A 23,513-nucleotide genomic window follows, 5' to 3' on the forward strand; every position below is an offset into this window, starting at 1 on the left:
CCACCAACCAAATGCGGCAACCACGCGGGGCGTGGCTACTCTTTGTCCGCCGACTTGTCTTCGATCCCTTTGACGCCCTTCTTGAACTCGGTCAGGCTCTGGCCGAGCGACCGCGCAACGCTGGGCAGCCGGCTGCCAAACAGCAGCAGCACGATGGCCAGCACGATGATTAACTGAAGGGGGCCTGGCGTAAACATTGCAGCCTCACACGCGGGTACGGCAGAAAACCCCGGCGATTGCCGTAAACCTTACGGGCCGCCGGAGTTAGTCCATTCTACTGCCCCGCCCACCCGAGTCAAACGGCCACCGGGCTAGCGCAGGGCGCCGGGGAACTGGCGGGCGGCGATCCACGGGTCCCGCACAAGCTCGTCCGGGTCGTAGCGGTAGTACACTTCCAGGCACATCGTGGCCAGGGCCGTGGTGTAGACCCTGCCGCCGCAGCCCCCCCAGACGGAGTTCGGGCTCCAGCTCCCCTTGTTGACCCCGTCGGACACCTGAGAGTTGACCAGGGCGCGTTTGAGTGCGTCGTTCCAGTCCCGCCAGGCGTTCTCCGCTGAAGCGGAGGTCCGGCGGTGGTGGTGCAGGGCCAGCGTCGCGTAGTACCAGGCGTAGTAGTTGGCCTTGCCGCCGCTGGGAGGCTGTCGGGCGATGAAATCGACCGCTTGCATGGAGGCCTGACCCGGGATGGGCCTCCCCAGTATCTGCCGGCAGTAGAGCGACTCGGCCGTCATGCTGTGGCTCGGCGGGCTGTTGGGGCGGTAGCCGGCCAGGGCGAGGTGCGGCCCGCACTGCGTCGACCGGACGAACCGCTCCATGCCGTCCCACACCTCGGGCTTGATGGGAATGTCGGCCAGCTCGGCGCTGCGCATCGCCATCAGGATCCAGCCGAGCTGGCTCATGTCGCCCTGGTCGCCGCCGCGGTACCGCCAGCCGCCGCTGGTGAGGTCCTGCCGTTGTTCCAAGAACGTGACGGCCCGCTGCACCGCGGGGCGGAGGCGGTCGTCGCGGGTGCTCGCCAGCGCCTCCGCGAGTGCGAAGGTCGCCATCGAGTGGCTATAAGTCTGCGCGTAGAAGGTGGCTTCGCCGAACAGATTCCCGTCGGCGCCCTGGGTGCGGATCAGAAAGGCGAGCCCGTCGCGGATGACGTTGGCGAAGGGGCCCTCTTCATGGGTGTGCCCGGCGCCCATCAACGCCAGCAGCGAGAGCCCGGTCATGGCGGTGTCGGCTTGCGAGCCAACCCCGGTGCGGGGGTGACCAAGCACGGCGCCGCGTTCGCGTCCCGCCGACCAGCGGTCGGCGTCCCAGCGGCCGTCAGCCGACTGTGCGGTGGCGAGCCACGCCAGCGCCGCGGCGACGGCGTCCTCGGTGTAGCTGTCGCCACCCTCCTCGATGATGCGGCGCACTCGCTCTTCTCCCTCGCGCGAGACGAAAGCGGTCGGTTCTGGCGGCAGCGAAACCGGCAGCGTAGCGTCTGTCGCCGGCGCCGGAACTGCCGGCGGTGGGGCGATGGGCGCCATGGGGGTTGTTGGCGTTGCCGTGACCGCCTGCTCGCTCGGCGGCTCAGGCGTCGGCGCGACCGGCGGTGGTTCGGACGCGGGGGTGGGCGCCACCGTGTCGGTGGCGGCGACGGCTTCACTAGGCTGTGCTTGTGCTGCCGGCTGCTGCGGCGCTACGTCCTGTTCAACCGGTGGCGGCTCGGGACGCTTCGGCGGCAACCGCTCGGGGGTCCACTCGAAAGCGGGCGGTTCGGGCGCCGGCTCCTCGGTTACCGGCTCCTTGGGCGGCTCGGGGTCCAGCGGCGAAGGCTTTGGCGCCTCGACCTCGGCGTCGTCGACCGGTTGGACCGGCAGTGGTTCTTTCTCGAGCGGTTCGGTCTCGGCTTCGGGCGCCGGCGCGCGCATGACGATCCGCACCTTGACCGGCCCCGGGCCGTCGCCCTTGGGAGTTGACGTGAACCGGATGGTGGTCGCGACGCAGATCAGCAGCAGGTGCGCGATGACCGACAGCAGCACGTACCGCTGGGTCGGGCGGTCCTGGCCCCAGCGGGTGCGCATCATCACCAGCAGGACGCCGGTGCTTATCGCCAGCGATCCCCAGAGTAGCGCCGGCAGCAGCGCAACGCCGCCGAGCCAGGCGAGTGGGAATTGGGGAGGCATGCCGCAGACTCCTCCCTCGCTTAGCGGATAGTCGAGCCCGCCTTGGCGGCGAGCTCGACCGTGATCCCCAGGTCCTCGACCCGCGCCTCGCGGCACGCCGCCAGCGCGGCGGCCACCGCCTGGAACGGGGTTCGCGCGTCGCCGTTGATGACGACCTGCACGTCCGGCGAGCGGCGCACCTCGTCCGCGAGCCGGGTGGTGAGTTCTTCGATTGCGACCGGCTCGCCGTCCAGCAGCGTCTGGCCCTCGTTGGTGACCGTGATCACGCGTGGCTTGATGGGCGCGGCGGCCTCGCCGGCGGCGGGAACCTGCGGCAGCTCCAGCTCGATGTTCCGCTCGGCCTCGGTGAACCGGGTGGCCACCATGAAAAAGATCACCAGCAGGAACACCACGTCGATCATCGGCGTGAGGTTCAGGTTCAGGTTCTCGTCTTGGGCGACCTTGAGCGGCATCGGACTCGCGGCTCGACTTCTGAGGGCTGCACGTGTGTTCTTGCTACGCGGCCTTGCGCTTGCCGCGGCGGTCGGCGAGCGCCTCGGCGGAGATCAGGTTCACCAGCTCCTGCCCGCGGCGGTCGATCTCCATGACCAGCGAGTCGACGCGGCCGACGAAGTGCAGGTACAGGATCAGCGCCGGGATCGCCACGCCCAGGCCCGCAGCGGTCGACAGCAGCGCCTCGCTGATGCCGCCGGCCAGCGCCTCGGGGCGGCCCATCGCGGCGGCGCCGGCGATCTGGTCGAAGGCCTTCATCATGCCGACCACCGTGCCCAGCAGGCCCAGCAGCGGGCAGACCTGCGCGACGCCGTTGATCACGCGGAGGTTGCGACGCAGCCGGTTGGCCGACCGCTCGCCCTCGTCGAGGATCGCCTGCTCCACCTCAACGGCCGGCTTCCCCCACCGGCGGACGCCGGCCTCGAACACGCGGCCGATGTGGCTGTTGTCTGCCTCGCAGAGCACCAGCGCGCCGTCTTGCGACTCGCCCTCGCGGACCTGAGTCAGGAAGCACTTGATGAACGGGCCGGGCACCACGTTCCCGCGCCGCAGCGACACCAGCCGCTCGATCGCCACGACCAGCATCACCATCGACGCGATCAGGATCGGCCACAGCAGCAGCCCGCCGTCGACGAACAGGTCGAACAGGCTCTTGGTCGGCTCGGCCGCGGCGCTGGTCGCCTCGGCCGCGGCGCCCGCCGGCTGTTGCGCGGCGGCCACGGCGGCGGTCACCCAGCACGCCAGGCCGGCGAGGCATCGGAGGCTTCGTTTCGGGCGTGGCATGGCGGACCTCAACAACAAGCAAACGGACCGGACGCAACGCCCAGCAGCGGATGCGTCCGGCCCGTCGGGCGTGGATTACTCTCTGTCACCGGGCTTTGGCGCCCGGCGACCGGATCAGTAGTTCGAGCACTCGCCGGTGTCGCCGGCCACCATGTGCAGGTGGTTGTGGTCGATGTACAGGACCTCCTGCGCGTCCTCGTCCCGCAGGGTGTGCGGCACGGGCCAGCCGATCCGCTTCACGTCCTCGTAGTACACGGTGCACTTGTAGTGGGCGTGGTGCTGCTGCGCGGGGCCGATCATCGGGTACACCCGCACCGGATCCACGTAGTCGGCGATCTTGCACTTCACGATGTGCACGTTGTTGCGGTTCCGCTCGTACATCAGCGGCCAGCCGCCCTGCACGGGCTGGGCCTTCTCGAGGGCCCGCATTACCTCGTCGTCGCTCGGCGCGTCGAGCGCCACCGGCGGTCCGCCGGAGGTCACCGGGCCGAGGATGGGCACGCGTTCGTACCGCTCTTTGTTCCAGAATTTGTCCTCGGCCGTCTTCTGGTAGAAGGGGCTGACCGGGGTCGGAATCGCTAGGACGCCCAGGCTCGGACCCATGGTGGGCAAGCCCCAGAAGCAGCCGGTGGAGCCCATCGACAGCGTGGCGAGCAGTAGTCCCATCGCCAACCGCTGCGGCCCCGAAAATGAAAAGGTGCTGGTCATCGGAAAACCTCGTTCCTTCAATCCACGCCCAACCGCCCGGAGGCGGCGTGCTCGGCAACGCACCCTGCGCTGCCGTTTTGTTCGCTGGTTTCTTGTATCGAGTCAGGCTGGGTAAAACTTGCGGGTAAATTCGATTGTGCCGGAAAAAAGGTCCGTGCGTGCTAGCTGGCAGTGCGTTGGCGGGCACGGTTTTGACTGATTCGTTTTGTCCAAAAACACGCGCGGAGGGGACAAAACTCGGGGCGCATTGCGGTCCAAATCATCCGTAAGTCCTTTCGCACCAGTGCTATTCGTTGACCTCCCTGGTTGGGTGTGCCGGGGTTTTGTCCGATTTGGGGGCGCCGAGTGGACAATACCCTCGGCAGACTTAGGCAGCGCATTGCCACGCGGCAGCGTCCACGCGGGCCCCGAGTCGCGGAGCGGGCGTGTCGGAACGCGGAGCGGGCATGCGCGCCACCCCGCATTAGACCGCGCGGCGCGGCCGGTTTCTACGAAAAAACGCGGGCAGCAAAGCAATGCCCGCATTGGCGAGCAGGCACGAAAAAAGCCGCCGGCGCTCGAGGCGCCGGCGGCTTGGTCGATTCCCGTTGCTAGCAACGCTCAGGCGTTACTGGCACTGGTGGTGGCTGAAGTCCAGGAACCACCAGCCGTCGTCCCATTCGAGGGTCACCTTCCGCCAGCCCAGCGGGACCTGCGGGTAGGGGTAGAACGGGCCGATGTAGGGCCAAGCGGTGGGCGAGTACTGCTTGGGGTACGTCAGGGCCGCGTAGTTGGGGCTGGCGGCGTAGCTGGGCCACGCGTAGCCGGGCAGGTTGGCGTTGTCGTAGCCGCCGGCGCCGGAGCCGCCACCGGCCGCGTAGCCCGAGGCGTAACCGCCCGAGCACTGAGCCTGCTGCACCTGCTGCTGGTAGGCGGCCGGCTGCAGACGGGCCTGGCCCATCGGCATCGGGGTGTTGTTGGTCGGACGCAGCTGCGGCTGCTGGGCCGCCGGCATCGGCAGCGCCTGGCCCTGCGGCTTGGCGGCTTCACGCAGCGACATCAGCAAACCGCCCGACTTCTCCTCCTTGGGAGACTCGAACGCGGCCGGCTGGGCCTGCTGCTGCACCTGCAGCTTGTTCACCACCTTGTCGACGCCCGCCACGCCCTTGGCGATGCGGACCGCCTGCTTGGCCTGCGAGGCGTCGGTCACGGTGCCGGACAGCGTCGCGACGCCGTCGTTGTACGAGACGCCCAGGCGGTAGTTCGAGAGCTGACCGCTCTGCTTAACGGACTGGGCGATGTTTTGGGCCATCGCCTTTTCTTGCGGGCCAGCCGCGGCGAGCGACGGCCACAACAAGGCAGCCGCGGCTGCCATTGCTACCCAGTTACGACTGGTCATTGTCTTCCCCCTTACCAATGCGTTCACTGCGGACGTCGCAGTAGTGAAGCTGCTGTTGAATGGGCTGCTGGCGCCGCTATTGGCGTGCGTCCAACCCTGCAGCGTGCATGCAGTGAGGGAGAAGAGACCCGCCGGGTCTGAATGCCCCCCCAAGGCACTCCCGCTAGGGAAGATGTTTCGGCTATCGATGGCGCCGGAGGGGAGCTTTTTTCCGGTTTTGTCGGTGACGCCGCGCGCACCGCTTACCCAGGCGGCGTTACCGGAACCGCCAAAGCCCGCAGGAGCGCAGGCCCTAGGCCTGCTGCCGGGCGGAAACCACGCGGGAGAGCACCGGGTCGTGCTCGGACTGGCTGCTGTGGATCACGGCCACGATGACCATGGTCCCCAGCGTCAGCGCGGAGAACGCCCAGCTAGAAAACCCGTAGTGGGCGCTCTGCATCGCCAGCCCGCCGATCAGCACGGCCAGCGCGAGCAGCACAACGCGGAAGAAAAGGGTGGTCCTGGAACCCAGCGACAGCCGGCTCAGGCAGGCAACCAGCACGCCCGCGGCGTGCACAGAAAGGCCCGCCGCCAGCGGGAGCGTCTCGAACGAGTCCATGCGTTACTCCGAAGGAATCCATTCCCCTTCGGCCTGCCGCCAGCACAGCGTCTTGCCGTGGTCGTGGTGATTGGCAGGCGGGTCGGTCGACGCGCGGTGCGGGGGGGCGGTTGCGCGTCGCCGAGGAGTGTAGCGTGCCCCGCGGAACGACGCTATGCGAGCTTTGTGCTGGTTGTGCCGCCAGGGTTCACCGGCCGCCGCCGGACGGCACGCCCTTTGCCTTTGCAGTCCGTTGGAAACCCTGCGCCGCAATCCATGCGGCGTTCACATGCCTACCGCAGCGGCCACGAATGGGCAGTCCGTGTCGCCGTAATTCCCTGCCTGAACCTGGGTGCGCCCGGTCGCGCGGTGGGCCGCTGCCGTCGGCCACCGGCGGACGAGGCGACGCTGATACCGCGAATCTGCGGGCAGGGGCCCCCGTGCCGTTTCACCAAAATGGTGAAACGCCCTCACTGCTATGGTGTGTCAGCGGAAGTGGTTGGCTGACTTCACGTTAAGACGCCTGCCGATTAGCTGACGGCTGATTCCGCGCTGTCGACTCGTCATCGAACCCATGCGGAAGCCGAGAATCCCGCCTGGTTTCGGCCGTTGGTCGACCGTTCACCAACACAGGGAGCGCAGGCTGATTCGCCGGGCGGGGACGGAGGCGCTAGGCGCCATTCTGGCGAGAGTTTTTGCCGGTCGACGGCCGCAATCTTCGGCGCCCGTGGGCTGCCGGCCGGTCGTGTGCGAGATTCTTTGCCCGAGCCCTGATGGACGGCACGCTAGCTGCACTTAAGGAAGTCGAGTGATCGGGGCGGCAGCCCCCGACGCCTCCCCATCCGCACGAGCCCGCTACTGACAGCAGCCGCCGCAAGGAATCGCACGATGTTGACCTACGCCAATATTGAGTTCGCCTACGAGCAGCACCGAGACACCTTCGACGCCGAGCCCGACGGGCATCCCCGGCGCAAGGACTACTCTCGAAACCGGGCGAACCGCCCGCGCCGCCGCGCCAACCGCCGGGCGCCGCTGGGGATCGCGGGCCGGCGGCTGCGTCGTGTTGCTTCCTGATCGGGGGCCGCTGTCTACTTCAGCACCCGCTTGAGCTCCGCGTCGAGCTCGGTGGCGTGGACGTTGCGGTTCACGACCTTGCCGTCCTCGTCGACGAGGATCATCAGCGGCAGGGTCATCACGCCCATCTCGTTCGCCAGGCGTCCCTCCAGGCCGTCCTGGTCATAGACGTGACGCCAGGGGTAGCGGTTCTCTGCCAGGTAGGCCTTGGCGGCCGCCGGCGAGTTGTCGAGGTTCACGCCCAGCACCTCGAACCCCGCCTTGCGGTACTTGCTGAGGGCCTGATTGAGCACGGCCATCTCGGTCTTGCTCGGCTCGTACCACGTGGCCCAGTACTGGATCAGCACGTGCTTGCCGCGGTACTTGGCGAGGTCGACCGAGCCGCCGTCGAGCCCCGGGCCGCTGAGCGACATCACCTTGCCTACCGAGTCGATCCGGCGGGCGGCGCCCAGGCCTTTCTCGCCGCGGGGCGTGCCGGCGAAGTCCTTGCCGAGCTTCTGGTACCACTCGAGCGCCTCGTCGGTCTCGCCGGCGAACTCGAGCGTCATGCCGAGCTGCAGGCAGGCCTCGGCGGTGTCCGGGGTGTCGGGGAACTGCTTCACGAAACCGCGGAGCTGCTTAACCCACTCGTCCTGCACCTTGGCGAAATCGAGCTTGGGGTCTTGGTTCTTCAGCACCCAATCGCTCCACAGCCGCAGGTAGGTCACGTGCGCCACCAGTTCGCGGCTGGCCTTCATCTTGACCAACGCGTTCTCGAGTTCCTGGAGCCGCGCGACGCCCTTCGGGTAGACGCCCTCCATCGCCGCCGAGCTGTACATGTCGGCGAGCTGCGAGTACCAGGTCTCCTTGAACTGCGGGTCCTCAGTGGCCTGCACCAGGGCCAGGAGCCGCTGCTCGCGTTCGTCGATCAGCTTGGCCTGCTGCGCCGGCGGGAGCGTCGCGCGGCGGGCGTCGAGCTTCTCCAACTCCTCCATGAGCTGCTGCATCTTGTCCGAGGGGGGCGCCGCGGCGGCCCCGCCCGACGAGGAGAACCGGCTCAGCGCGAACACGCTCGACACCTCGACGTTCTCGCCGCCGATCTGCGGCGCGTCCACCAGGCGCCAGGCGTCGCCGGCCTGGATCAGCACGCCGAGTTGGAGCTGCTCGGTCTTGCTGTTGGTTTCCACCAGGGCCGACGCGCTCTCGTACACGATCGGCTCGGGGCCGTTGGTCCCGGGCGGGGAGGGCAGGGCGCCCGGCTTGGCGGCGCCGAAGTCGACGTAGCGGCTGCTCGCCGACAGCAGTCGCTGCCGGGAGGCCAGGTCCTGGAAGGTGCTGGCGGCCTGCCCGATCCGGCTGGCGAACTGGTTGTGCAGCGTGGGCGACAGCTTCATCGCGTCCAGCTCCTGCTTGCTCAGCAGCAGGCGTTCGAAGGCCGCGGCGTCCTTCTTGACGATGGCGTCCACCAGCTCCTCGCCCACCTCCTGCGGCGAGATCTGCTTCCAGTAGTCGATCTTCTCGTCCTGGTCGCGGTCGACGCCCCACTTGGAGCCGCCCGTATTGAACCAGCGGTGCTGGTCGACCTTGCGGTCGAAGTCGGAGTCGATGTCGCGGTACACCTCGAGGCCGTCCTTGAAGTAGCACCACGCGTCCAGCTGGTTGTCGCCGTTGGTGTCCGAGTAGCGGCGGAGCACCTGCCCGTCGGCGGTGCGGACCACCCACGCGCTGCCCTTGTCGCCCTTCTCGAGTTCGACCTTGCAGGTGCGGGCCTCGGCCTCGCTCGGGCGGTCGTACTCGACGCTGTGGAGCGGCGAGATGCTGAGCGCGGCCTCGGCCTTGGGCGGCGGCGCGGCGGCCGCGGGCGAGCCCACGGCGAGCAGCAGCAAGGAGGTGGCGATGGAGTACCGGCGGGGGAACTGGGGCATCCGTGCGTCCCTGAAGATTCGGGGGTAATGGGAACCGCTGCGGCGGCGGGCCGCTCAGCGGGGGGCGATTATTCTGATATTCGCCGCCCGCGTACAGGCCGATTACCCGCCAGAATCCGCAGCCCCGTGCCGCTGATTTGCGTTTGACAGCTTGGGCAGAGCTCTTAGAATAGCGAGTCTCGTTCGGGCCGACGCCCGACCGGGGGCGTGTAGCTCAGTTGGTTAGAGCGCAGCCCTGATAAGGCTGAGGTCCCAGGTTCGAATCCTGGCACGCCCACTCAAGTTAGCTGTGCAAGGCAGAAGCCGTGGCGCCCATCGGGCCAGCCGCGGCTTTTTTCGTGCGCCGGCGCTATTTCGTGGTTGCCGCCGGCGCTATCTCGCGCCCAAATCCCACGTCCACAAAAAAAGCCCTCCGGACGCGGGTGGGCGTGGCGGAGGGCTCGAAGATGGTCTGGAAAATTCCAGAGCGGAGAGGACAGGATTCGAACCTGCGGAAGGGAATGACCCCTTCACCGATTTAGCAAACCGGCGCATTCGACCACTCTGCCACCTCTCCTGAGTGAACGGGCGATTGTAGGGGATCCAGGCGGCTTTGCAAAGACCTGATCGCCGTCCATAGGACCGTGCTGTGGCCCACGGGGTTCGGTCGGTCGGTATCTACGGTTTGATCACGCTGAGCAGGAAGCTCGGCTTGAGCGATTCAAACGACAGCCGGCCCAGCTGATCGGCGCCCTCGGCGATGTTGACCATCATCACGCGGCAGTCGTGGCTGGCGGCGCCCATCTGCTCGTACAACTCGGCCAGGTTGTTGATCGCGATCAGGTTCACCACCAGCCGGCCGCCGGGCCGCAGACGCTCGTAGGCGGCGGAGCAGATGCGGGCCACCTCGCGTCCGCCGCCGGCGACGAACACCGCGTCGGGGTCGGGCAGGTCGGCCAGCGCCTCGGGCGCCTTGCCGAGGATCGCCATCAGGTTCGTCACGCCAAACCGGTCGGCGTTCTGCTTGATCAGGCCGTGGTCCTCGGGGTCCATCTCGACCGCGTAGGCGGCGCCGTCGCGGGCGAGCTGCGCGGCCTCGACGCTCACCGACCCGCTGCCGGCGCCGATGTCCCACACGATGCTGCCGGGCGCGATGTCCATCTGCGCGAGCGCCAGCGCGCGGACCTCCGCCGACGTGGCCAGCCCCTGCTTCGGCTTGGACTGCAGGAACGCCTCGTCCGGGTTGCCGAACAGCCGGCGGCCGATCGCGTCGCGCGGGCGGTCGGGCGCGTCGGCCTGTCGCACCAGGATCATCACGTTGAGCGGCGCGAAGGACTGCGCGGCGATCTCCTCCAGCGAGCCGCGGGTGACGCGCTCGTCGCGGGCGCCCAGGTTCTCGCACACGTAGGCGTGGAAGTAGTCGATGCCCTTGTCGAGCAGCGCTTGGGCGACCGCGTTGGGCGGCTGCTCGGGCGAGGTGAAAAGGCCCGCCTTCTGAGCGGTGCGGATCCGCTCCACGACCTTGTCGAGCGGGTGGTTGGCCAGGTTGGTCAGGTAGGCCTCGTCCCAGCTCTCCATGACGCGGGCGAACGCCAGCTGCATGCTGCTGACGTGCGGCGCGACCTCGAAGCGGTCCTTGCCGATCTTCTCCGTGACGTACCGCGCGAGCCCGTAGAACATCGGGTCGCCGAAGATCAGCACCACGGCGCGGCGGCCGCCGACGGACTCCAGCTGGGACGCCAGCTCGTCGAGGTCGCCGGAGAGCACCTGCTGCTCGGCCTGGCGGCCCTCGGGGAGGAGCTTCAGCGCGCGGTCGGAGCCGAGCACGAGCTCGGCCTCAAGGATCCGCTGACGCACGGACGGCGAGACGGCGTCCAGGCCGTCGTCGCCGATGCCGATCACGGCGATTTTCTGAGGGGTCTGCGACACGTCTGTCCCTGGAGTTGCTGGGCCTGCCCTGGAGTGCGAGCGCCGGCGGTCGACTGGGCGACCGCCGCGCTACGGGCAAAGTAGCACCGCGGCGGCCCGGCGGCCAGTGCCCGGCAGTCGTCGTTTGGCGGCCCGTCCCGACCCCGGGCGGGGCGGGGGGCTTAGACGGCCACGTAGCAACGCAGCGAGTGGTGGTCGAGCTCGACCGGCTCGCCGTTGATCAGCACCGGCCCGGTGGCGCCGGGGTAGATGTCCTTCGGCGAGTCCTTGGCGGTGTCGATGAACAGCCGCCACTTGAACTGCTCGGCGGCGGGCGGCGGCATGAAGTTCTGGGGGTTGCCGCCGGCGTGCATGAAGATCATCACGCAGCGGGCGTTGCGGTCCCGCAGCCAGCTGGTGCCGAGCAGGCAGGTCATGCTGTGGTAGGAGTGCTGCCAGTCGATCACCGACCCGTCGACGCCGTACCAGCTGACGTCGGGCAGCTCGCTGGGCCGCTCGGCGGTGCCGGTCAGGAAGGTCTCGCGGCGGAGCGTGGGCTGGTGCACGCGGAACGCGGTGAGCGCCTCGACGAAGCGGAGCATCTCGGCGTTGCGCGAGACCAGCCGCCAGTCGAACCAGCTGGTGGCGTTGTCCTGGCAGTAGGCGTTGTTGTTGCCGCGCTGGGTGCGGAGCACCTCGTCGCCGGAGACGATCATCGGCGTGCCCTGGCTCAGCATCAGCGTGGCCAGCATGTTCTTGCACTGCCGGATCCGCAGCTGCTGGATCGCGACCCGCCGCGTCGGGCCCTCGATGCCGTAGTTGGAGCTGTAGTTGTTGTTGTCGCCGTCGCGGTTGTCCTCGCCGTTGGCCAGGTTGTGCTTACGCTCGTAGCTGTTGAGGTCGTTGAGCGTGTAGCCGTCGTGCGAGGTAATGAAGTTGATGCTGTGGTAGGGGTTCTTGCCGCTGGGCTGGTACAGGTCGCTGGAGCCGGCCAGCCGGGTGGCCATGGCGCCGGTCATGCCGTCGTCGCCGCGCCAGTAACGGCGGATGTTGTCGCGGTAGGCGCCGTTCCACTCGGCCCAGCGGTGGTTGGCGAACGACCCCACCTGATACGCGCCGGCGGCGTCCCACGCCTCGGCGATGATCTTGGTGTCCGCCAGCATCGGGTCCTCGGCGATGTACTCCACCAGCGGCGGGTTGGGCACCAGCTCGCCGTCGCGGTTGCGGTGCAGGATGCTCGCCAGGTCGAAGCGGAAGCCGTCGATGTGGTAGTTGTACACCCAGTGCCGCAGGCAGTGGAAAATCATCTCCCGCGCGATGGGGTGGTTGCTGTTGACCGTGTTGCCGCAGCCGGAGTAGTTCTTGTAGCTGCCGTCCGGGTTCAGCATGTAGTAGACGTTGTTCTCCAGGCCCTTGAAGGTGAACGTGGGGCCGTGCTCGTTGCCCTCGGACGTGTGGTTGAACACCACGTCCAGGATGACCTCGATGCCGGCGGCGTGCAGCTCGCGGACCATCTCCTTGAACTGCCGGACCTGGGCGCCCGGCTTGTTGCCGTAGGCGTAGCCGCGGTGCGGCGCGAAGAAGGCCATGGGGTCGTAGCCCCAGTAGTTGGGCCGCTCGCTCTTGCTGCCGTTGCTCTCCTCGGTCGGGAACTCGTGCACCGGCATCAGCTCGACCGCGGTCACCCCCAGCGACTTGAGGTAGGGGATCTTCTCGATCACGCCCAGGTACGTGCCCGGGTGCGACACGTCGCTCGTGGAGCTCTTGGTGAAGCCGCGGACGTGCATCTCGTAGATGATGGTCTCGCTGAGCGGCCGCTTGAGGTGGCGGTCGCCCTGCCAGTCGAAGTGGTCGTCGACCACCACGCACTTGGGCGGGCGGACGACGCCGTCCGTGCCGGGCTGGAACTTGCCGGCCAGCGCCCGGGCGTACGGGTCGATCAGCCGCGCGCGGCCGTCGAAGCGGTGGCCCTGCTCGGGGGCGAAGGGGCCGTCGGCCTGGAAGTGGTAGAGCGCCCCGATCGGGAGCTCCGGAACAAAGATGCTCCAGATGTCGCCCCAGCGGTCGTTCTGCGGGTCGAACTCGATGACCCGCGACGGCTCGGCGTCGGTCACGCGGTTGTACAGCAGCACCCGCATCGACGTGGCGGACTTGCTGTAGACGGCAAACTGCACCCCGCCGTCCCGCACGACAGCGCCGTAGGGCAGGGGGTAGTTGAATTGCAGGACGGGCTTGGGCTGTGACATCAAGGAGTCGGCGGCCTCGGTGCGGGGGCGGATGGCGCCTGACGAACGCGTCATAGGTGTGGTCTCTGGGAGGTGTAGGCCTGCATCAACATACCACCAGCAGCCGCCTGACTGCTGGAGTCAGTGTCTTCTGACCTTCGTCAAATGCAATAGGGGGCCTCCAGCCCGCATCGACTTCATGGCCGGATCCTCCCCAGGGCAACATCGTCCTAACCCCACTCTTTTCTTCAGGATGCGCCGATTGCCAAGCGTCGGCAGCGCAGTTGGCAGAACCACTACCGGTTGACCCCGGTGGTTTGACAGTCCGGCGGCGCCGCCTCTAGAATCCCGTTTCCCGTCCGTTATAGGAACGCTAAGGCGAATGCAGAAAGCAACTTACAAAGATTCCGGCGTCGACCTCGAGCTGTACCAGCAGTCGATGGCCCGCCTGCCGGCCCTGATGAACCGGACCCGCAGCCCCCGCGTGCTGCCGGCCGAGGGCGGGTTTGCCGGCCTTTTTCAGCTCGATTTCGCCGGCAAGCTGTTCGCCCGGAACTACCAGGACCCCGTCCTTGTGGCCTGCACCGATGGCGTGGGCACCAAGCTCAAGGCGGCCCAGCTAGCGGGCGTGCACAACACGGTGGGCATCGACCTGGTGGCGATGTGCGTGAACGACGCGCTCTGCACCGGCGCCGAGCCGCTGTTCTTCCTCGACTACATCGCTATGAGCCACGACGACCCGACGCGGCTAGCCGAAGTGGTTGAAGGGATCAGCGCCGGCTGCCAGGAGAGCGACTGCTCGCTGATCGGCGGCGAGACCGCCATCATGCCCGACCTGTATGCCCACGGCGACTACGACCTCGCCGGCTTCTGTGTCGGCGTGGTGGACCGCGCGAAGATGATCGACGGCAAGGCGATCGCCCCCGGCGACGTGGTCCTCGGCGTGGCGTCCAGCGGCATCCACTCCAACGGCTACAGCCTGGTGCGGAAGATCGTGTTCGAGATCGCCGGGCTGACGGTCGACTCGCATGTCGACGAGCTCGGCTGCACGGTCGGCGAGGAGCTGCTCCGCCCAACCCGCCTGTACGTACGCCCGGTCCGCAGCGTGCTCAGCCACTACCGCAAGAAGCAGGTGGTGCACGGCATCGCCCACATCACCGGCGGCGGGCTGCACGAGAACATCGAACGGATCCTGCCCGCCGGCGTGAAGCTGCAGATCAATGAGGGCAGCTGGCCGGTCCCCCCGGTCTTCCAGTGGCTGCAGCGGCTCGGCTCGGTCGACGCCGACGAGATGGCCCGCGTGTTCAACATGGGCGTGGGCCTGGCGGTAATTGTCAGCGAGTACTATGCCGACAGCGTGCAGAGCCAACTGGCCGAGCAGGGGCTGGAGAGCTGGCCGATTGGCAAGATCGACGCTGCCTAGTCGGCGTCCCCGCCATCCCGGCCGCGACGCAGCCGGGCTCTCGCGCTCTTGAGCATCTGCCAGCCCAGGAACGAAACCATCGCCGCCCCGATCCCGCCGGCAACGATTCCGCCGATGGGGACGTACTGCATATCGCCGTTGATGACGGCTGCTAACGCGATTGACGCGAGCGTGACCAGCACCAGCAGCATCGACAGCGCCAGGCACCCAAAGAACCCCGCCTTGAGCACGTTCACCAGGCTGGGCGATTTCAGCGGTGCGTAGGCGTCGGCATCCGCCCGCGGCGAAGCGTAGGGGTTCTCACCGCCTGGTTGCTGCTCGGCCACTCGGCAGGCCTCGTCTTCAGAAGACTCGGCGGCGTCACCGCGCCGCTTGCGGGCCGTCGGGGGCCGAGTTGGCCACGGTGGTTGGCTTGGCGGCACTGGCCGCCGCGATGGCGTCGGTGAGCTGACCCTGCGTGTACACGCCGCGGAACACGATCGGCTCGTACGGCGCGCCGCCCGGGAAGATGGCGATCACCGGCACGCCGTTGCTGCGGAGCGCCTTGAGGGTGTTCTCGATCTCCGGCGGGTAGTCGGTGTTGTCGGCGAACATCGTGACCACGCGGTTGGCCTTGATCGCTTCCTCCACCGGCGCGGTGTGCAGCACGGTCTTCTCGAGCACCTGGCAGTTGGCGCACCAGTCGGCGCCGAAGTCCACCAGCACCGTCTTGCCCTCCTCCACCGCCACCTCGTTGAGCTTGGCCAGCGAAAACGGCTGCCAGGCCTCGTTCTCGTTTGACAGCACCGGCGCGAGCCAGGCGAACGAGAACACCGCGCCCGCGGCAATGATGGCGCTGCACAGCACGTAGGTCTGGGTCTGCTCGCCGAACGGGGCGCCGATCGGCATCTTGGAATATACCCAGCACGCCAGCCCAAGCGTGGTCAGCAGGCAGAGCGACGGTAGCAGGTAGGTGGTGGGGATCAGCGACAGCAAGAAGATCACGGTACCCAGGAGCACAAAGCCCATCAGCTGCTTGAACGTCACCATCCACTCGCCCGGCCGCGGGAGGAAGTTCACCAGCTTCGGGAACGCGCCGATCAGCAGGTAGGGGAACGCCATCCCGATGCCCATCACGGTGAACACCAGCATGGTCGTCCCGCCTGTCTGGCGGACCGCCCACCCGAGCGCTACGGCCATGCCGGGCCCGGTGCACGGGGTGGCGAGCAGCGTCGTGAGCACGCCCTTGAAGAACGCCGCCAGGCGGCCCTCGCCGGCGACCGACTTGTGGGTCGAGCTCCGGCCGACCGCGTCGGGCACGTGGATCTCCCACACCCCCAGCAGGCTCAGCGCCATGACGAACACGATCGACGCCATCGTCAGGTTGAAGCCAACGCTGCTGAACTGCTTGCCCCAAGACAGGCCGGCGAAGATCGCCAGCCCCGCCAGCACCCAGAACACCGCCACGATGCCGAGCGAGTACCAGAGGTTGAGCTCAAACGCCTTGGCGCGGCTGTAGCCCGCCTGCTGCACAAAGCTCATGACCTTCAGTCCGATCACCGGCAGCACGCACGGCATCAGGTTTAGGATCAGCCCGCCGCCGAACGCCAGCAGCAGGTTCCAGCCGAGCGAGTTCTCGCCCGCCCGTTCGGTGAAGCGGATGGCGTTCAGGTCGTACGCCTGCCCTGGCTCGGCGGTCGGGGTCAGCGGCGCGACCGGGGCGGCAACGCTCGGACTGGCCCCCTCGCCCGGCGTAGCCGCGGCCCGCTCAGCGGAGGTCGACGGCGGCGCGGAGAGATCGAGCGGGCCGATCGGGACTCCCCCGCCTACGCGGGCGTTGATTGGGTAGCTCTTGGGCGGGATGCACGACCCGCGTTCCTCACAAGCCTGCAGCGACACCTTGCCGGTGACGGTGACCGCGGCGGGATCGACCCCTTCGGCAAGCTCGATCGGCGCGTACCAGGTGACCTGGTTGGAGTGCTCTTCGAGCGTGAGGCCGACAAAGGCCTCCGCGTCAACGCGGTCGTGCGCCTCTGGGAACGCCCGCACCTCGCCCAGCAGCTTGTACTGCGGCGACTCGTCGATGGTGATCTTGGTCTGGTTGGGGCCCAGGCCGCTCGGCAGCTTCCCCTGGGTCAGCGAGTAGACGTGCCACCCCGGTTCGATCTTGGCCGTGATCATCAGCACAGCCGGCTGGTCGGCCGTGGCCGCGGTGAACTGTGAGCTGACAGAAACCGGGTCGCCGGTGGCGCCGCCCATCGGGCTGCCGAACCCTCCTCCTTGGAAGCCATCCAGGAAACCGCCCTGCGCCAGTCCGATTGCGGGCGACAGGCAGAGCAGCACCGCGGCGGCGCGCCGCAGGGTGGTGGTGAGCAGGTTGGTCAACGCGGTGCGTGCCACGTGGTGGTTCCTTGTGTGCTTCCGAACGGCTAGCGGGGCTTCATCCTGGGGGCGCCTTCGCGAACGAACCATTTTATCGGACCCGGCCGCCCCCTCAAACATGGTTCTATACGGTTGGCGGGGGCCAAAAGCCGGCGCCGCCAGCGGAATACGCCCCAACGGTATGCTGTTTCACCCCCCGCCGGCAGCAGTCACCTGAGCGGCGTGCCGCTGCTCAGCGAACAGCCCGACCCACTCCGCAATCTGCCGGATGCGGGCCGTGGCGCCCTGCTGGTTGGCCGCGCCGAGGTCGCCATTCTGCGCCCAGCGGACCCAATTGAAGCCCGACGCGACGACGCCCGACAGAGTGAGCGTCGACACCAACCGCCGCTCATTGTTGCTCAACGGTCGGACGGAGTGGTACGCATCGACCCCACTCTGCCAAGCCGCGGCGTCGGCGGAAGTGGTTTCGCACAGCCACCGCGCCAGGTCGACCATCGGCGTGTCGTGTGTCACGGCGCCAAAGTCGACCAGGCCTGAAACGCGGCCTTCCGAAAACAGCAGGTGCTCGCGCCGCGGGTCGCCGTGGATCATCTGCACGTGGGTAGCTTGCGCTGCGGCCTCTCTCGCCAGTTCGGCGGCCTGCGGCGCGAGCGCAGCGAGCCGCCTTACCAGCGTTAGGGCTTCGGACGTCGAGATACTTAGCCTGGCGAGGGCCCCTCCGCAGTCCAGCGGCGCGCCGGCCGCGTGTTGATCCAGGACCCGCACCCGCTTGCCTGCAGACCCTGGCGGGGCTGTAGATGCGGGTCGGCCGGCGAAGTCGTGAAAAGCGCAGTGCAGCTCTGCCAACGCGGCGGCGCCAGCGGGGGCCAGTTCGCGCTCTGATTCATTCGGCTGGCCAGGCATTGGTTGTCCTGGCATCCAGGGGTGCAGCTCCCAGCAATGTCCGGCTAGCTGAACCACCGAGTCGCCGCCAGCGGCGGGCAGCGGCAGTGGAAGGATGGTCAGGCTGCGATCGGCGCCGTGCCGCAGGAGCGCGTGGAGGCCGCGGAGGTCGGTCGGCGTCATGCTCGGCGGCCACCGCCTGAGCACGAGCGATCGCCCACCGCCCCCGACGCGCCAGAACCTGGCGCCGCTCAGGCCGCCCAGCGTTCCGGCGGGCGTCGCGTTCGCTGGCGCCCCGCCGAACGAGAAGCGGCGGAGCGCGTCGTGAGCCTGCCGGTCTTCGCTGCTGATGGCCATGGGGACGGGGTCTTGCCGTGATTGCGACGGGCGGGGCGCGCATAGCACGCAGCTGGCAATTTGCCACCTTGCAGCGCCAAACGGGCGAGATGGGGTATATTTACGGACCAAGCCGCCTGGGCAGAATGCTCGCCTCCCGCCAGAGCCCTGGCCCACCCACCGCACGACGCGACCTAACTCTCTACCTGCAAGGAATTTACCATGGCGTTGAAGCCTTGGGGATATCGCCTCCCGGTCTGCCTGCTCTGCGTCGCGTGCCTGTCATGGGGCGGGGCGGCGGTGGCCGCCGACTCCGACCAGGCGGAAAAAACGTCGCAGGCCGACGAGAAGCAGGCGGACGCCGACGAAAAAATCTCGGCTACCTCCAACGGGTCGAGCAACGGTGGATCGTCCGACGGCGACGCCGACGATGACAAGAAGCCCAAGTACCCGCCGCTGTCGAAGGTCACCAAGGACCTGGACGAGATCGACGGGGGCCTCATCAAGCTCTACCAGGGCGACGACAAGCTGCTGGCCGAGCTGAAGCCGTCGGACCTCGACAAGGACCACATCCTGCTGATCACGATCGCCAAGGGGATCGGCCAGCGGCCGCTGCTGGGCGGCTACAGCTGGGGCTTCGGCGACGACTGGGTCTGGCAGTTCCGCAAGGTGGGCGAGCGGATCCACGTGGTGCGCCGCAACGTGCGTTTCAAGGCGGACGCCGGCAGCCCCAGTGAGAAGGCGGTGAAGCTGGCGTTCACCGACAGCGTGCTCTACAGCCTGCCGATCATGGCCCGCGGTTCCGGCGGCTCGTACGTGGTGGACCTGGGCCAGGTTTTCCTGAGCGACCTGCCGCAGATCTCGATGGTGCTGCCCGGCTTCACGTTCTCCAAGGCCCGCTCGACGTGGGCCAACGTCGAGGCGTACGACAAGAACCTGGAGGTGCAGGTCGCCGCGACCTACGCGTCGAGCGGCCGAGAGGAGTTTGACACCGTGGCCGACTCGCGGGCGGTGACCGTGGGCGTGCACTACTCGCTCAGCCGGCTGCCGAAGTCGGACTACCAGCCCCGCCTGGCGGACGACCGCGTCGGCTACTTCCTGACCGTGCTGAAGGACTACTCGCAGGCCGAGGACGACGACCGGTTTGTGCGGTACATCAACCGCTGGAACCTGAAGAAGGCGGACCCGAACGCCGAGAAGTCGCCGCCGAAGGAGCCGATCGTCTTCTGGCTCGAGAAGACCATCCCCTACAAGTACCGCAAGCCGATCCGCGACGGCATCGCCGAGTGGAACAAGGCGTTCGAGAAGGCCGGCTTCTACGACGCGATCGACGTGCGTCAGCAGCCCGACGACGCCGACTGGGAGCCGGGCGACATCCGCTACAACACCTTCCGCTGGATCACGTCCAGCGCCGGGTTCGCGATGGGCCCCTCGCGCGTGAACCCGATGACCGGCGAGATCCTCGACGCGGACATCATCTTCGACGCGGACTTCCTGCAGACCTGGAAAGTCCGCTACGAGACCTTCACGCCCGAGGGCATCGCCGCGATGACCGGCGGCCCGATGGACCTGGAGAGCTACCGCAGGCAGCTGAGCCGCACCCCGGTCGCGCTCCGCTGCCGCCACGGCGAGCGTTGCTCGTGCAATCTGATGCACGGGATGTCGCACCAGTTTGCGCTGGGCGCCTCGGTCGGAGCGGTCCGCAAGCGGAGCCCGGAGGACCTGGAGAAGCTGATCATGCAGGGCCTCAAGGAGGTCACCATGCACGAGGTGGGCCACACGCTCGGCCTGCGGCACAACTTCAAGGCCAGCGCGCTCTACTCGCCGGCTGAGCTGCACGACGTGTCGAAGACCAGCCAGACGGGCCTGACCGCGTCGGTGATGGACTACGCCCCGGTTAACCTGGCGCCGCCCGGCGTCGAGCAGGGCGACTACTACTCCACCACGATCGGGCCCTACGACTACTGGGCCATCGAGTACGGCTACACCCCGCTCAAGGGATCGACCGAGTCCGAACTGCCAGAGCTGAAGAAGATCGCTGCCCGCTCCGGCGAGCCCGGGCTGGCGTACCTGACCGACGAAGACACCCGCGGCATCGACCCGGACCCGCACAGCATCCGCTTCGACATGTCCAACGACCTGGTCGAGTGGGCCAAGGGCCAAGCGGCCATTGTGGCCGACGCGCTCCCCGAGGTCGTCGAGAGCGTCACCGAAGAGGGCGATGGGTACGAGAAGGCCCGCCGCGCGTTCGGCGTTCTGCTGTCGACCCACGGGCAGTCGATGTTCATGATGTCCCGCTACGTGGGCGGCGTGTACGTCAGCCGCAGCCACGTCGGCGACGAAAACGCCCCCGAGCCGTTCGAGGTGGTCGACGCCAAGCGGCAGCGCGAGGCGCTCGCGTTGCTTGAGGACCAGGTGTTCAGCGACAAGCCGTTTAGCATCCCGCCCGCGATGTACAACCAGCTGGCGCCGTCGCGGTGGAGCCACTGGGGGCAGGACGTGGTGGACCGCCCGGACTACCCGGCCCACGAGGTCATCCTGATGTGGCAGGAGCGGATCCTGGGCCGGCTGCTCTCGCCGCTGACCCTCGCCCGCGTGCACGACAGCGAGCTCAAGACCCCCGCCGACCAGGACGCGTTTACTACCGCCGAGCTGATCGACCGGCTGACCGACGCGATCTTCGCCGAGCTCGACTCCCAGGACGCCGACGCGGAGTACACGGTCCGTTCGCCGGCGATCAGCAGCCTGCGCCGCAACCTGCAGCGGGCGTACCTGGAGAGCCTCGCGCAACTGGCGATCGGCCAGACCTCGGCCCCGCAGGACTGCCAGACGCTGGCCTACGCCAAGCTGAAGAAGCTGGGCGACAAGATGGCCAAGGCCGCCGAGTCCGAAAACCTCGACGCCTACACCCAGGCCCACCTGATGGAGTCGCAGGCCCGGATCGAGAAAACCCTGGACGCGGTGATGCTGACCTCGCCGTAGCCGCGGTTTGCCGAGCGGACCGGTTGGCTGTATCCTAGCCGGCTGGTTCCTCGATTCCCCGCCGGGCGGCTATGAAGCTCATCGTTACGGTAATCCAGCCGACGCGTCTGAACGCCGTGCGCGAGGCGCTGCACCACATCGGCGTCACGCGGATGACCGCCTGCGACGCCATGGGCTACGCGCGGCAGCGCGGCCACCTCGAGACCTTCCGCGGGCACGAGTACCAGACCCAGCTGCTGCGGAAGCTGGAGCTGCAGATCGCCGTCAATGACGACTTCGTCGAACGCACCATCGCGTGCCTGGAAGAGTTCGCCCGCACCAGCACCGAGGGGCACATCGGCGACGGCAAGATCTTCGTGCTGCCGATGCACGAGGCGATCCAGATCAGCGACGGCCTAACGGGGCAGGGCGCCATCTAGGAGCGGCTGACAGGTTAAGCGGGTCAGCCGTGGCTGCTGTCGTCGAGGATGTTGACCAGCGTCTGCGGGTCGTCGTCATCGTCGTCGGCCTGCTGGCGGGCGGCCTCGTCGTCGGGGCCGGACATCTCCTCGTCCTCGGCGGCGTCGCTCTTCTGGATCTTCGACTCCAGCGGCAGCTCCAGGCGGAAGATGGTGCCCTTGCCCGGCTCGCTGGTGAGGCTGACGGCGCCGCCGTGCTCGTTGAAGATCTTCTGGGTGACCGAGAGCCCCAGGCCGGTGCCGCGGCTGCCCTTCTTCGACACGAACACGGTGAACACCGACTCGACATCCTCTGGCGCGATGCCCACGCCGGTGTCCTCCACCAGTATCACCGCCCGCTTGGCGGCGGCGTCCAGCTCGGTGCTGACCGTCACGACCGCCGGGTCACGCCCCTCGCAGGCGTCGATCGCGTTGGTCACGACGTTCAGCACCGCGCGGTGGATGGCGTCGGGGTCGAACTCGATGACCGGGATATCGGCGGCCGGCCGCCACTGCAGCTCGACGCTGACGTCCTTCGCGCGGGACTGGACCAGCTCCACCACGTCGGCGGTCACTTCGTTGAGGTCGCTGGGGACCGGCTCGGGCACACGTTCCTTACTGAACGTGAGCATGTCCATCACCAGGCCGGAGATCCGCTCCTGGTTCTTGTCGACGATCTTCCAGCCCTTGCGCATCGTGGCGACCGCGTTGATGGCCGCCTCGGCGTCGATCTCCACGCCGTCCTCACCCTCGTGCGTGGCCTTCTCGTGGTCGGTCATGCCGAGCTCGATCAGGTAGCTGCCGCCGCGGACGCCCTGCAGGATGTTCTTGATGTGGTGCGACAGCGTGGCGATCGTCTGGCCGATCGCCGCCAGCCGCTCGGCCTGCACCATCGCCTGGTAGTACGAGGTGTCCTCGATGGCCAGGGCCGCCTGGTGGGCGATGGCCACCATTAGTTTGAGGTGCTCCTGGCCGAACTGGTTGGTCGACTTCTGCTGCGCGATCCGCTGCGGCGTGAGCGACGTGTCGATGTAGATCACGCCGACCACGTCGTACCGGCCCTGCATGGGCACGCAGATCGCCTCGCGCACGCCCATCTTGACGATGCTCTGCGCCGGGTCCCAGCGGTTGTCGTCGCGGGCGTTGCTGGTCAGCACGCCCTCGCCGTTCTCCACCACGTAGTCCAGGATGGTCTGGCTGATGCTGATCCGCTCTTCGGTCTGGATGCCGCGGCGGTGCCGGCGGACGCGGGGCTCCAGCTTGCCGGTCTTCTGGTCCTTGAGCATGATGCAGCCGCGGTCGGCCTCAACCCACTCGAAGATCATGTCCATGATGCGCGAGAGCAGCTGGTCGATGTCCAGCGTGTGGCTCACCGCCAACGACGTGCGGTACATGATCTGCAGATTGCTGCGGGCGCGGGCCAGCCAGGGGCTCTGCGTCTGGTCGGCCGGGGTGGCCAGCAGCTCGCTCCCCTCGGCGTGGCTGATCGAGTGCAGGATGCGCGACTCGTCGCCGTCGAGCACGGAAGAAACGATGTCGATGCGGCTGTCGCCGGAGTCGATCGACTCTTCCTTCGGGCCGGTGAACAGCAGCAGCGAGCGGCCGAGCTGCAGCTGGTCGCCGCTGCGGAGCAGCGCCTGACGCACAGCCTTGCCGTTAACGTAGGTGCCGTTGGAGCTGTTGAGGTCCCGCAGCAGGACGCGGCTGCCGTCGAGCGTGATCTCGGCGTGCTTACGCGAGACCTCGGTGTCATGCAGCTGGAAGGAGTTGTCGCTGTCCCGGCCGAGTGAGGTCGGGTTCTCGCGCAGCTCGAACCGGGTCCCCTGGTCACGGCCTTGGATTACGAACAACGACGGCACGCCATTTGGCCCCAAGCGGCTCTCGGGCGTCCCTGGCGGGCGCCCGGCG

At 67.8% G+C, this 23,513-nt stretch carries 18 protein-coding genes and 2 tRNA genes; 5 read left to right on the forward strand and 15 right to left on the reverse strand.

Going from position 1 to position 23,513, the window contains the following annotated elements; genetic code table 11:
• Positions 1-35: 35 nt before the first annotated feature.
• The 7 genes from KOR34_RS05605 to KOR34_RS05640 all read right to left on the reverse strand — a co-directional run bounded on the left by KOR34_RS05605 (position 36) and on the right by KOR34_RS05640 (position 6,115).
• Positions 36-197, reverse strand: a complete 162-nt coding sequence (locus KOR34_RS05605; protein ID WP_146562969.1) for a Sec-independent protein translocase subunit TatA/TatB — start codon at positions 195-197, stop codon at positions 36-38.
• Positions 198-311: 114 nt separating this feature from the next.
• The gene (locus KOR34_RS05610) at positions 312-2,156 is read right to left on the reverse strand and encodes a hypothetical protein (RefSeq protein ID WP_146562971.1); all 1,845 of its coding nucleotides are present in this window, start codon (positions 2,154-2,156) and stop codon (positions 312-314) included.
• 20 nt (positions 2,157-2,176) lie between these two features.
• A complete protein-coding gene (locus KOR34_RS05615; protein ID WP_146562973.1) occupies positions 2,177-2,608 on the reverse strand; it encodes an ExbD/TolR family protein in 432 nt (143 codons plus the stop codon).
• A gap of 43 nt (positions 2,609-2,651) precedes the next feature.
• The gene (locus tag KOR34_RS05620; protein WP_146562975.1) at positions 2,652-3,431 is read right to left on the reverse strand and encodes a MotA/TolQ/ExbB proton channel family protein; all 780 of its coding nucleotides are present in this window, start codon (positions 3,429-3,431) and stop codon (positions 2,652-2,654) included.
• Positions 3,432-3,545: 114 nt separating this feature from the next.
• Entirely contained in the window at positions 3,546-4,139 is a 594-nt protein-coding gene (locus KOR34_RS05625; protein WP_228714520.1) for a hypothetical protein, read from the reverse strand.
• A gap of 607 nt (positions 4,140-4,746) precedes the next feature.
• On the reverse strand, positions 4,747-5,517 hold the full coding sequence (locus tag KOR34_RS26445; protein WP_228714521.1) for a BON domain-containing protein: 771 nt from the start codon (positions 5,515-5,517) through the stop codon (positions 4,747-4,749).
• A 292-nt stretch (positions 5,518-5,809) separates the two neighbouring features.
• A complete protein-coding gene (locus KOR34_RS05640; RefSeq protein WP_146562977.1) occupies positions 5,810-6,115 on the reverse strand; it encodes a hypothetical protein in 306 nt (101 codons plus the stop codon).
• An 867-nt stretch (positions 6,116-6,982) separates the two neighbouring features.
• On the opposite strand from KOR34_RS05640, the gene KOR34_RS05645 reads away from it, so the two are divergent.
• A complete protein-coding gene (locus KOR34_RS05645) occupies positions 6,983-7,168 on the forward strand; it encodes a hypothetical protein (RefSeq protein WP_146562979.1) in 186 nt (61 codons plus the stop codon).
• 14 nt (positions 7,169-7,182) lie between these two features.
• On the opposite strand, the gene KOR34_RS05650 is transcribed toward KOR34_RS05645, so the two are convergent.
• The gene (locus tag KOR34_RS05650) at positions 7,183-9,072 is read right to left on the reverse strand and encodes a TlpA disulfide reductase family protein (RefSeq protein ID WP_146562981.1); all 1,890 of its coding nucleotides are present in this window, start codon (positions 9,070-9,072) and stop codon (positions 7,183-7,185) included.
• Positions 9,073-9,275: 203 nt separating this feature from the next.
• Between KOR34_RS05650 and KOR34_RS05655 the strand changes: the two genes are divergently transcribed.
• Positions 9,276-9,349: transfer RNA gene (locus tag KOR34_RS05655), tRNA-Ile, on the forward strand.
• Between the two features lie 190 nt (positions 9,350-9,539).
• On the opposite strand, the gene KOR34_RS05660 is transcribed toward KOR34_RS05655, so the two are convergent.
• From KOR34_RS05660 to glgX, 3 genes are all read right to left on the reverse strand, one after another.
• Positions 9,540-9,628 (reverse strand) — tRNA-Ser (locus tag KOR34_RS05660).
• Between the two features lie 101 nt (positions 9,629-9,729).
• On the reverse strand, positions 9,730-10,980 hold the full coding sequence (cbiE, locus tag KOR34_RS05665) for a precorrin-6y C5,15-methyltransferase (decarboxylating) subunit CbiE (protein WP_146562983.1): 1,251 nt from the start codon (positions 10,978-10,980) through the stop codon (positions 9,730-9,732).
• A 161-nt stretch (positions 10,981-11,141) separates the two neighbouring features.
• Positions 11,142-13,259 carry a glycogen debranching protein GlgX gene (gene glgX, locus KOR34_RS05670; RefSeq protein ID WP_228714522.1) on the reverse strand — a complete coding sequence of 706 codons (2,118 nt, stop codon included), beginning with the start codon at positions 13,257-13,259 and terminating at the stop codon, positions 11,142-11,144.
• A gap of 307 nt (positions 13,260-13,566) precedes the next feature.
• On the opposite strand from glgX, the gene purM reads away from it, so the two are divergent.
• Complete coding sequence (gene purM, locus KOR34_RS05675) at positions 13,567-14,607, forward strand: phosphoribosylformylglycinamidine cyclo-ligase (protein ID WP_146562985.1); 1,041 nt, start codon at positions 13,567-13,569, stop codon at positions 14,605-14,607.
• On the opposite strand, the gene KOR34_RS05680 is transcribed toward purM, so the two are convergent.
• From KOR34_RS05680 to KOR34_RS05690, 3 genes are all read right to left on the reverse strand, one after another.
• Positions 14,604-14,933 carry a hypothetical protein gene (locus KOR34_RS05680; protein ID WP_146562987.1) on the reverse strand — a complete coding sequence of 110 codons (330 nt, stop codon included), beginning with the start codon at positions 14,931-14,933 and terminating at the stop codon, positions 14,604-14,606. The genes purM and KOR34_RS05680 overlap by 4 nt on opposite strands.
• Before the next feature lie 34 nt (positions 14,934-14,967).
• Positions 14,968-16,986, reverse strand: coding sequence for a protein-disulfide reductase DsbD family protein (locus KOR34_RS05685; protein ID WP_197531178.1), 2,019 nt, complete (start codon positions 16,984-16,986; stop codon positions 14,968-14,970).
• Between the two features lie 171 nt (positions 16,987-17,157).
• Complete coding sequence (locus KOR34_RS05690) at positions 17,158-18,207, reverse strand: phosphotransferase enzyme family protein (protein WP_146562991.1); 1,050 nt, start codon at positions 18,205-18,207, stop codon at positions 17,158-17,160.
• 201 nt (positions 18,208-18,408) lie between these two features.
• On the opposite strand from KOR34_RS05690, the gene KOR34_RS05695 reads away from it, so the two are divergent.
• Entirely contained in the window at positions 18,409-21,168 is a 2,760-nt protein-coding gene (locus tag KOR34_RS05695; protein WP_146562993.1) for a zinc-dependent metalloprotease, read from the forward strand.
• Between the two features lie 71 nt (positions 21,169-21,239).
• Positions 21,240-21,587, forward strand: a complete 348-nt coding sequence (locus tag KOR34_RS05700; protein ID WP_146562995.1) for a P-II family nitrogen regulator — start codon at positions 21,240-21,242, stop codon at positions 21,585-21,587.
• Positions 21,588-21,610: 23 nt separating this feature from the next.
• Here KOR34_RS05700 and KOR34_RS05705 read toward each other — a convergent pair whose 3' ends face one another.
• On the reverse strand, positions 21,611-23,464 hold the full coding sequence (locus KOR34_RS05705; protein WP_146562998.1) for an ATP-binding protein: 1,854 nt from the start codon (positions 23,462-23,464) through the stop codon (positions 21,611-21,613).
• Positions 23,465-23,513 lie beyond the last annotated feature (49 nt).

It is taken from the genome of Posidoniimonas corsicana (assembly GCF_007859765.1).
Classification (GTDB): domain Bacteria; phylum Planctomycetota; class Planctomycetia; order Pirellulales; family Lacipirellulaceae; genus Posidoniimonas; species Posidoniimonas corsicana.

What these genes read in the sequence shown, in the direction of transcription:
- KOR34_RS05605 (WP_146562969.1), bottom strand. Translation starts at nt 197, where the DNA reads ATGTTTACGCCAGGCCCCCTTCAGTTAATCATCGTGCTGGCCATCGTG.
- KOR34_RS05610 (WP_146562971.1), bottom strand. Translation starts at nt 2,156, where the DNA reads ATGCCTCCCCAATTCCCACTCGCCTGGCTCGGCGGCGTTGCGCTGCTG.
- KOR34_RS05615 (WP_146562973.1), bottom strand. Translation starts at nt 2,608, where the DNA reads ATGCCGCTCAAGGTCGCCCAAGACGAGAACCTGAACCTGAACCTCACG.
- KOR34_RS05620 (WP_146562975.1), bottom strand. Translation starts at nt 3,431, where the DNA reads ATGCCACGCCCGAAACGAAGCCTCCGATGCCTCGCCGGCCTGGCGTGC.
- KOR34_RS05625 (WP_228714520.1), bottom strand. Translation starts at nt 4,139, where the DNA reads ATGACCAGCACCTTTTCATTTTCGGGGCCGCAGCGGTTGGCGATGGGA.
- KOR34_RS26445 (WP_228714521.1), bottom strand. Translation starts at nt 5,517, where the DNA reads ATGACCAGTCGTAACTGGGTAGCAATGGCAGCCGCGGCTGCCTTGTTG.
- KOR34_RS05640 (WP_146562977.1), bottom strand. Translation starts at nt 6,115, where the DNA reads ATGGACTCGTTCGAGACGCTCCCGCTGGCGGCGGGCCTTTCTGTGCAC.
- KOR34_RS05645 (WP_146562979.1), top strand. Translation starts at nt 6,983, where the DNA reads ATGTTGACCTACGCCAATATTGAGTTCGCCTACGAGCAGCACCGAGAC.
- KOR34_RS05650 (WP_146562981.1), bottom strand. Translation starts at nt 9,072, where the DNA reads ATGCCCCAGTTCCCCCGCCGGTACTCCATCGCCACCTCCTTGCTGCTG.
- glgX (WP_228714522.1), bottom strand. Translation starts at nt 13,259, where the DNA reads ATGACGCGTTCGTCAGGCGCCATCCGCCCCCGCACCGAGGCCGCCGAC.
- purM (WP_146562985.1), top strand. Translation starts at nt 13,567, where the DNA reads ATGCAGAAAGCAACTTACAAAGATTCCGGCGTCGACCTCGAGCTGTAC.
- KOR34_RS05690 (WP_146562991.1), bottom strand. Translation starts at nt 18,207, where the DNA reads ATGGCCATCAGCAGCGAAGACCGGCAGGCTCACGACGCGCTCCGCCGC.
- KOR34_RS05695 (WP_146562993.1), top strand. Translation starts at nt 18,409, where the DNA reads ATGGCGTTGAAGCCTTGGGGATATCGCCTCCCGGTCTGCCTGCTCTGC.
- KOR34_RS05700 (WP_146562995.1), top strand. Translation starts at nt 21,240, where the DNA reads ATGAAGCTCATCGTTACGGTAATCCAGCCGACGCGTCTGAACGCCGTG.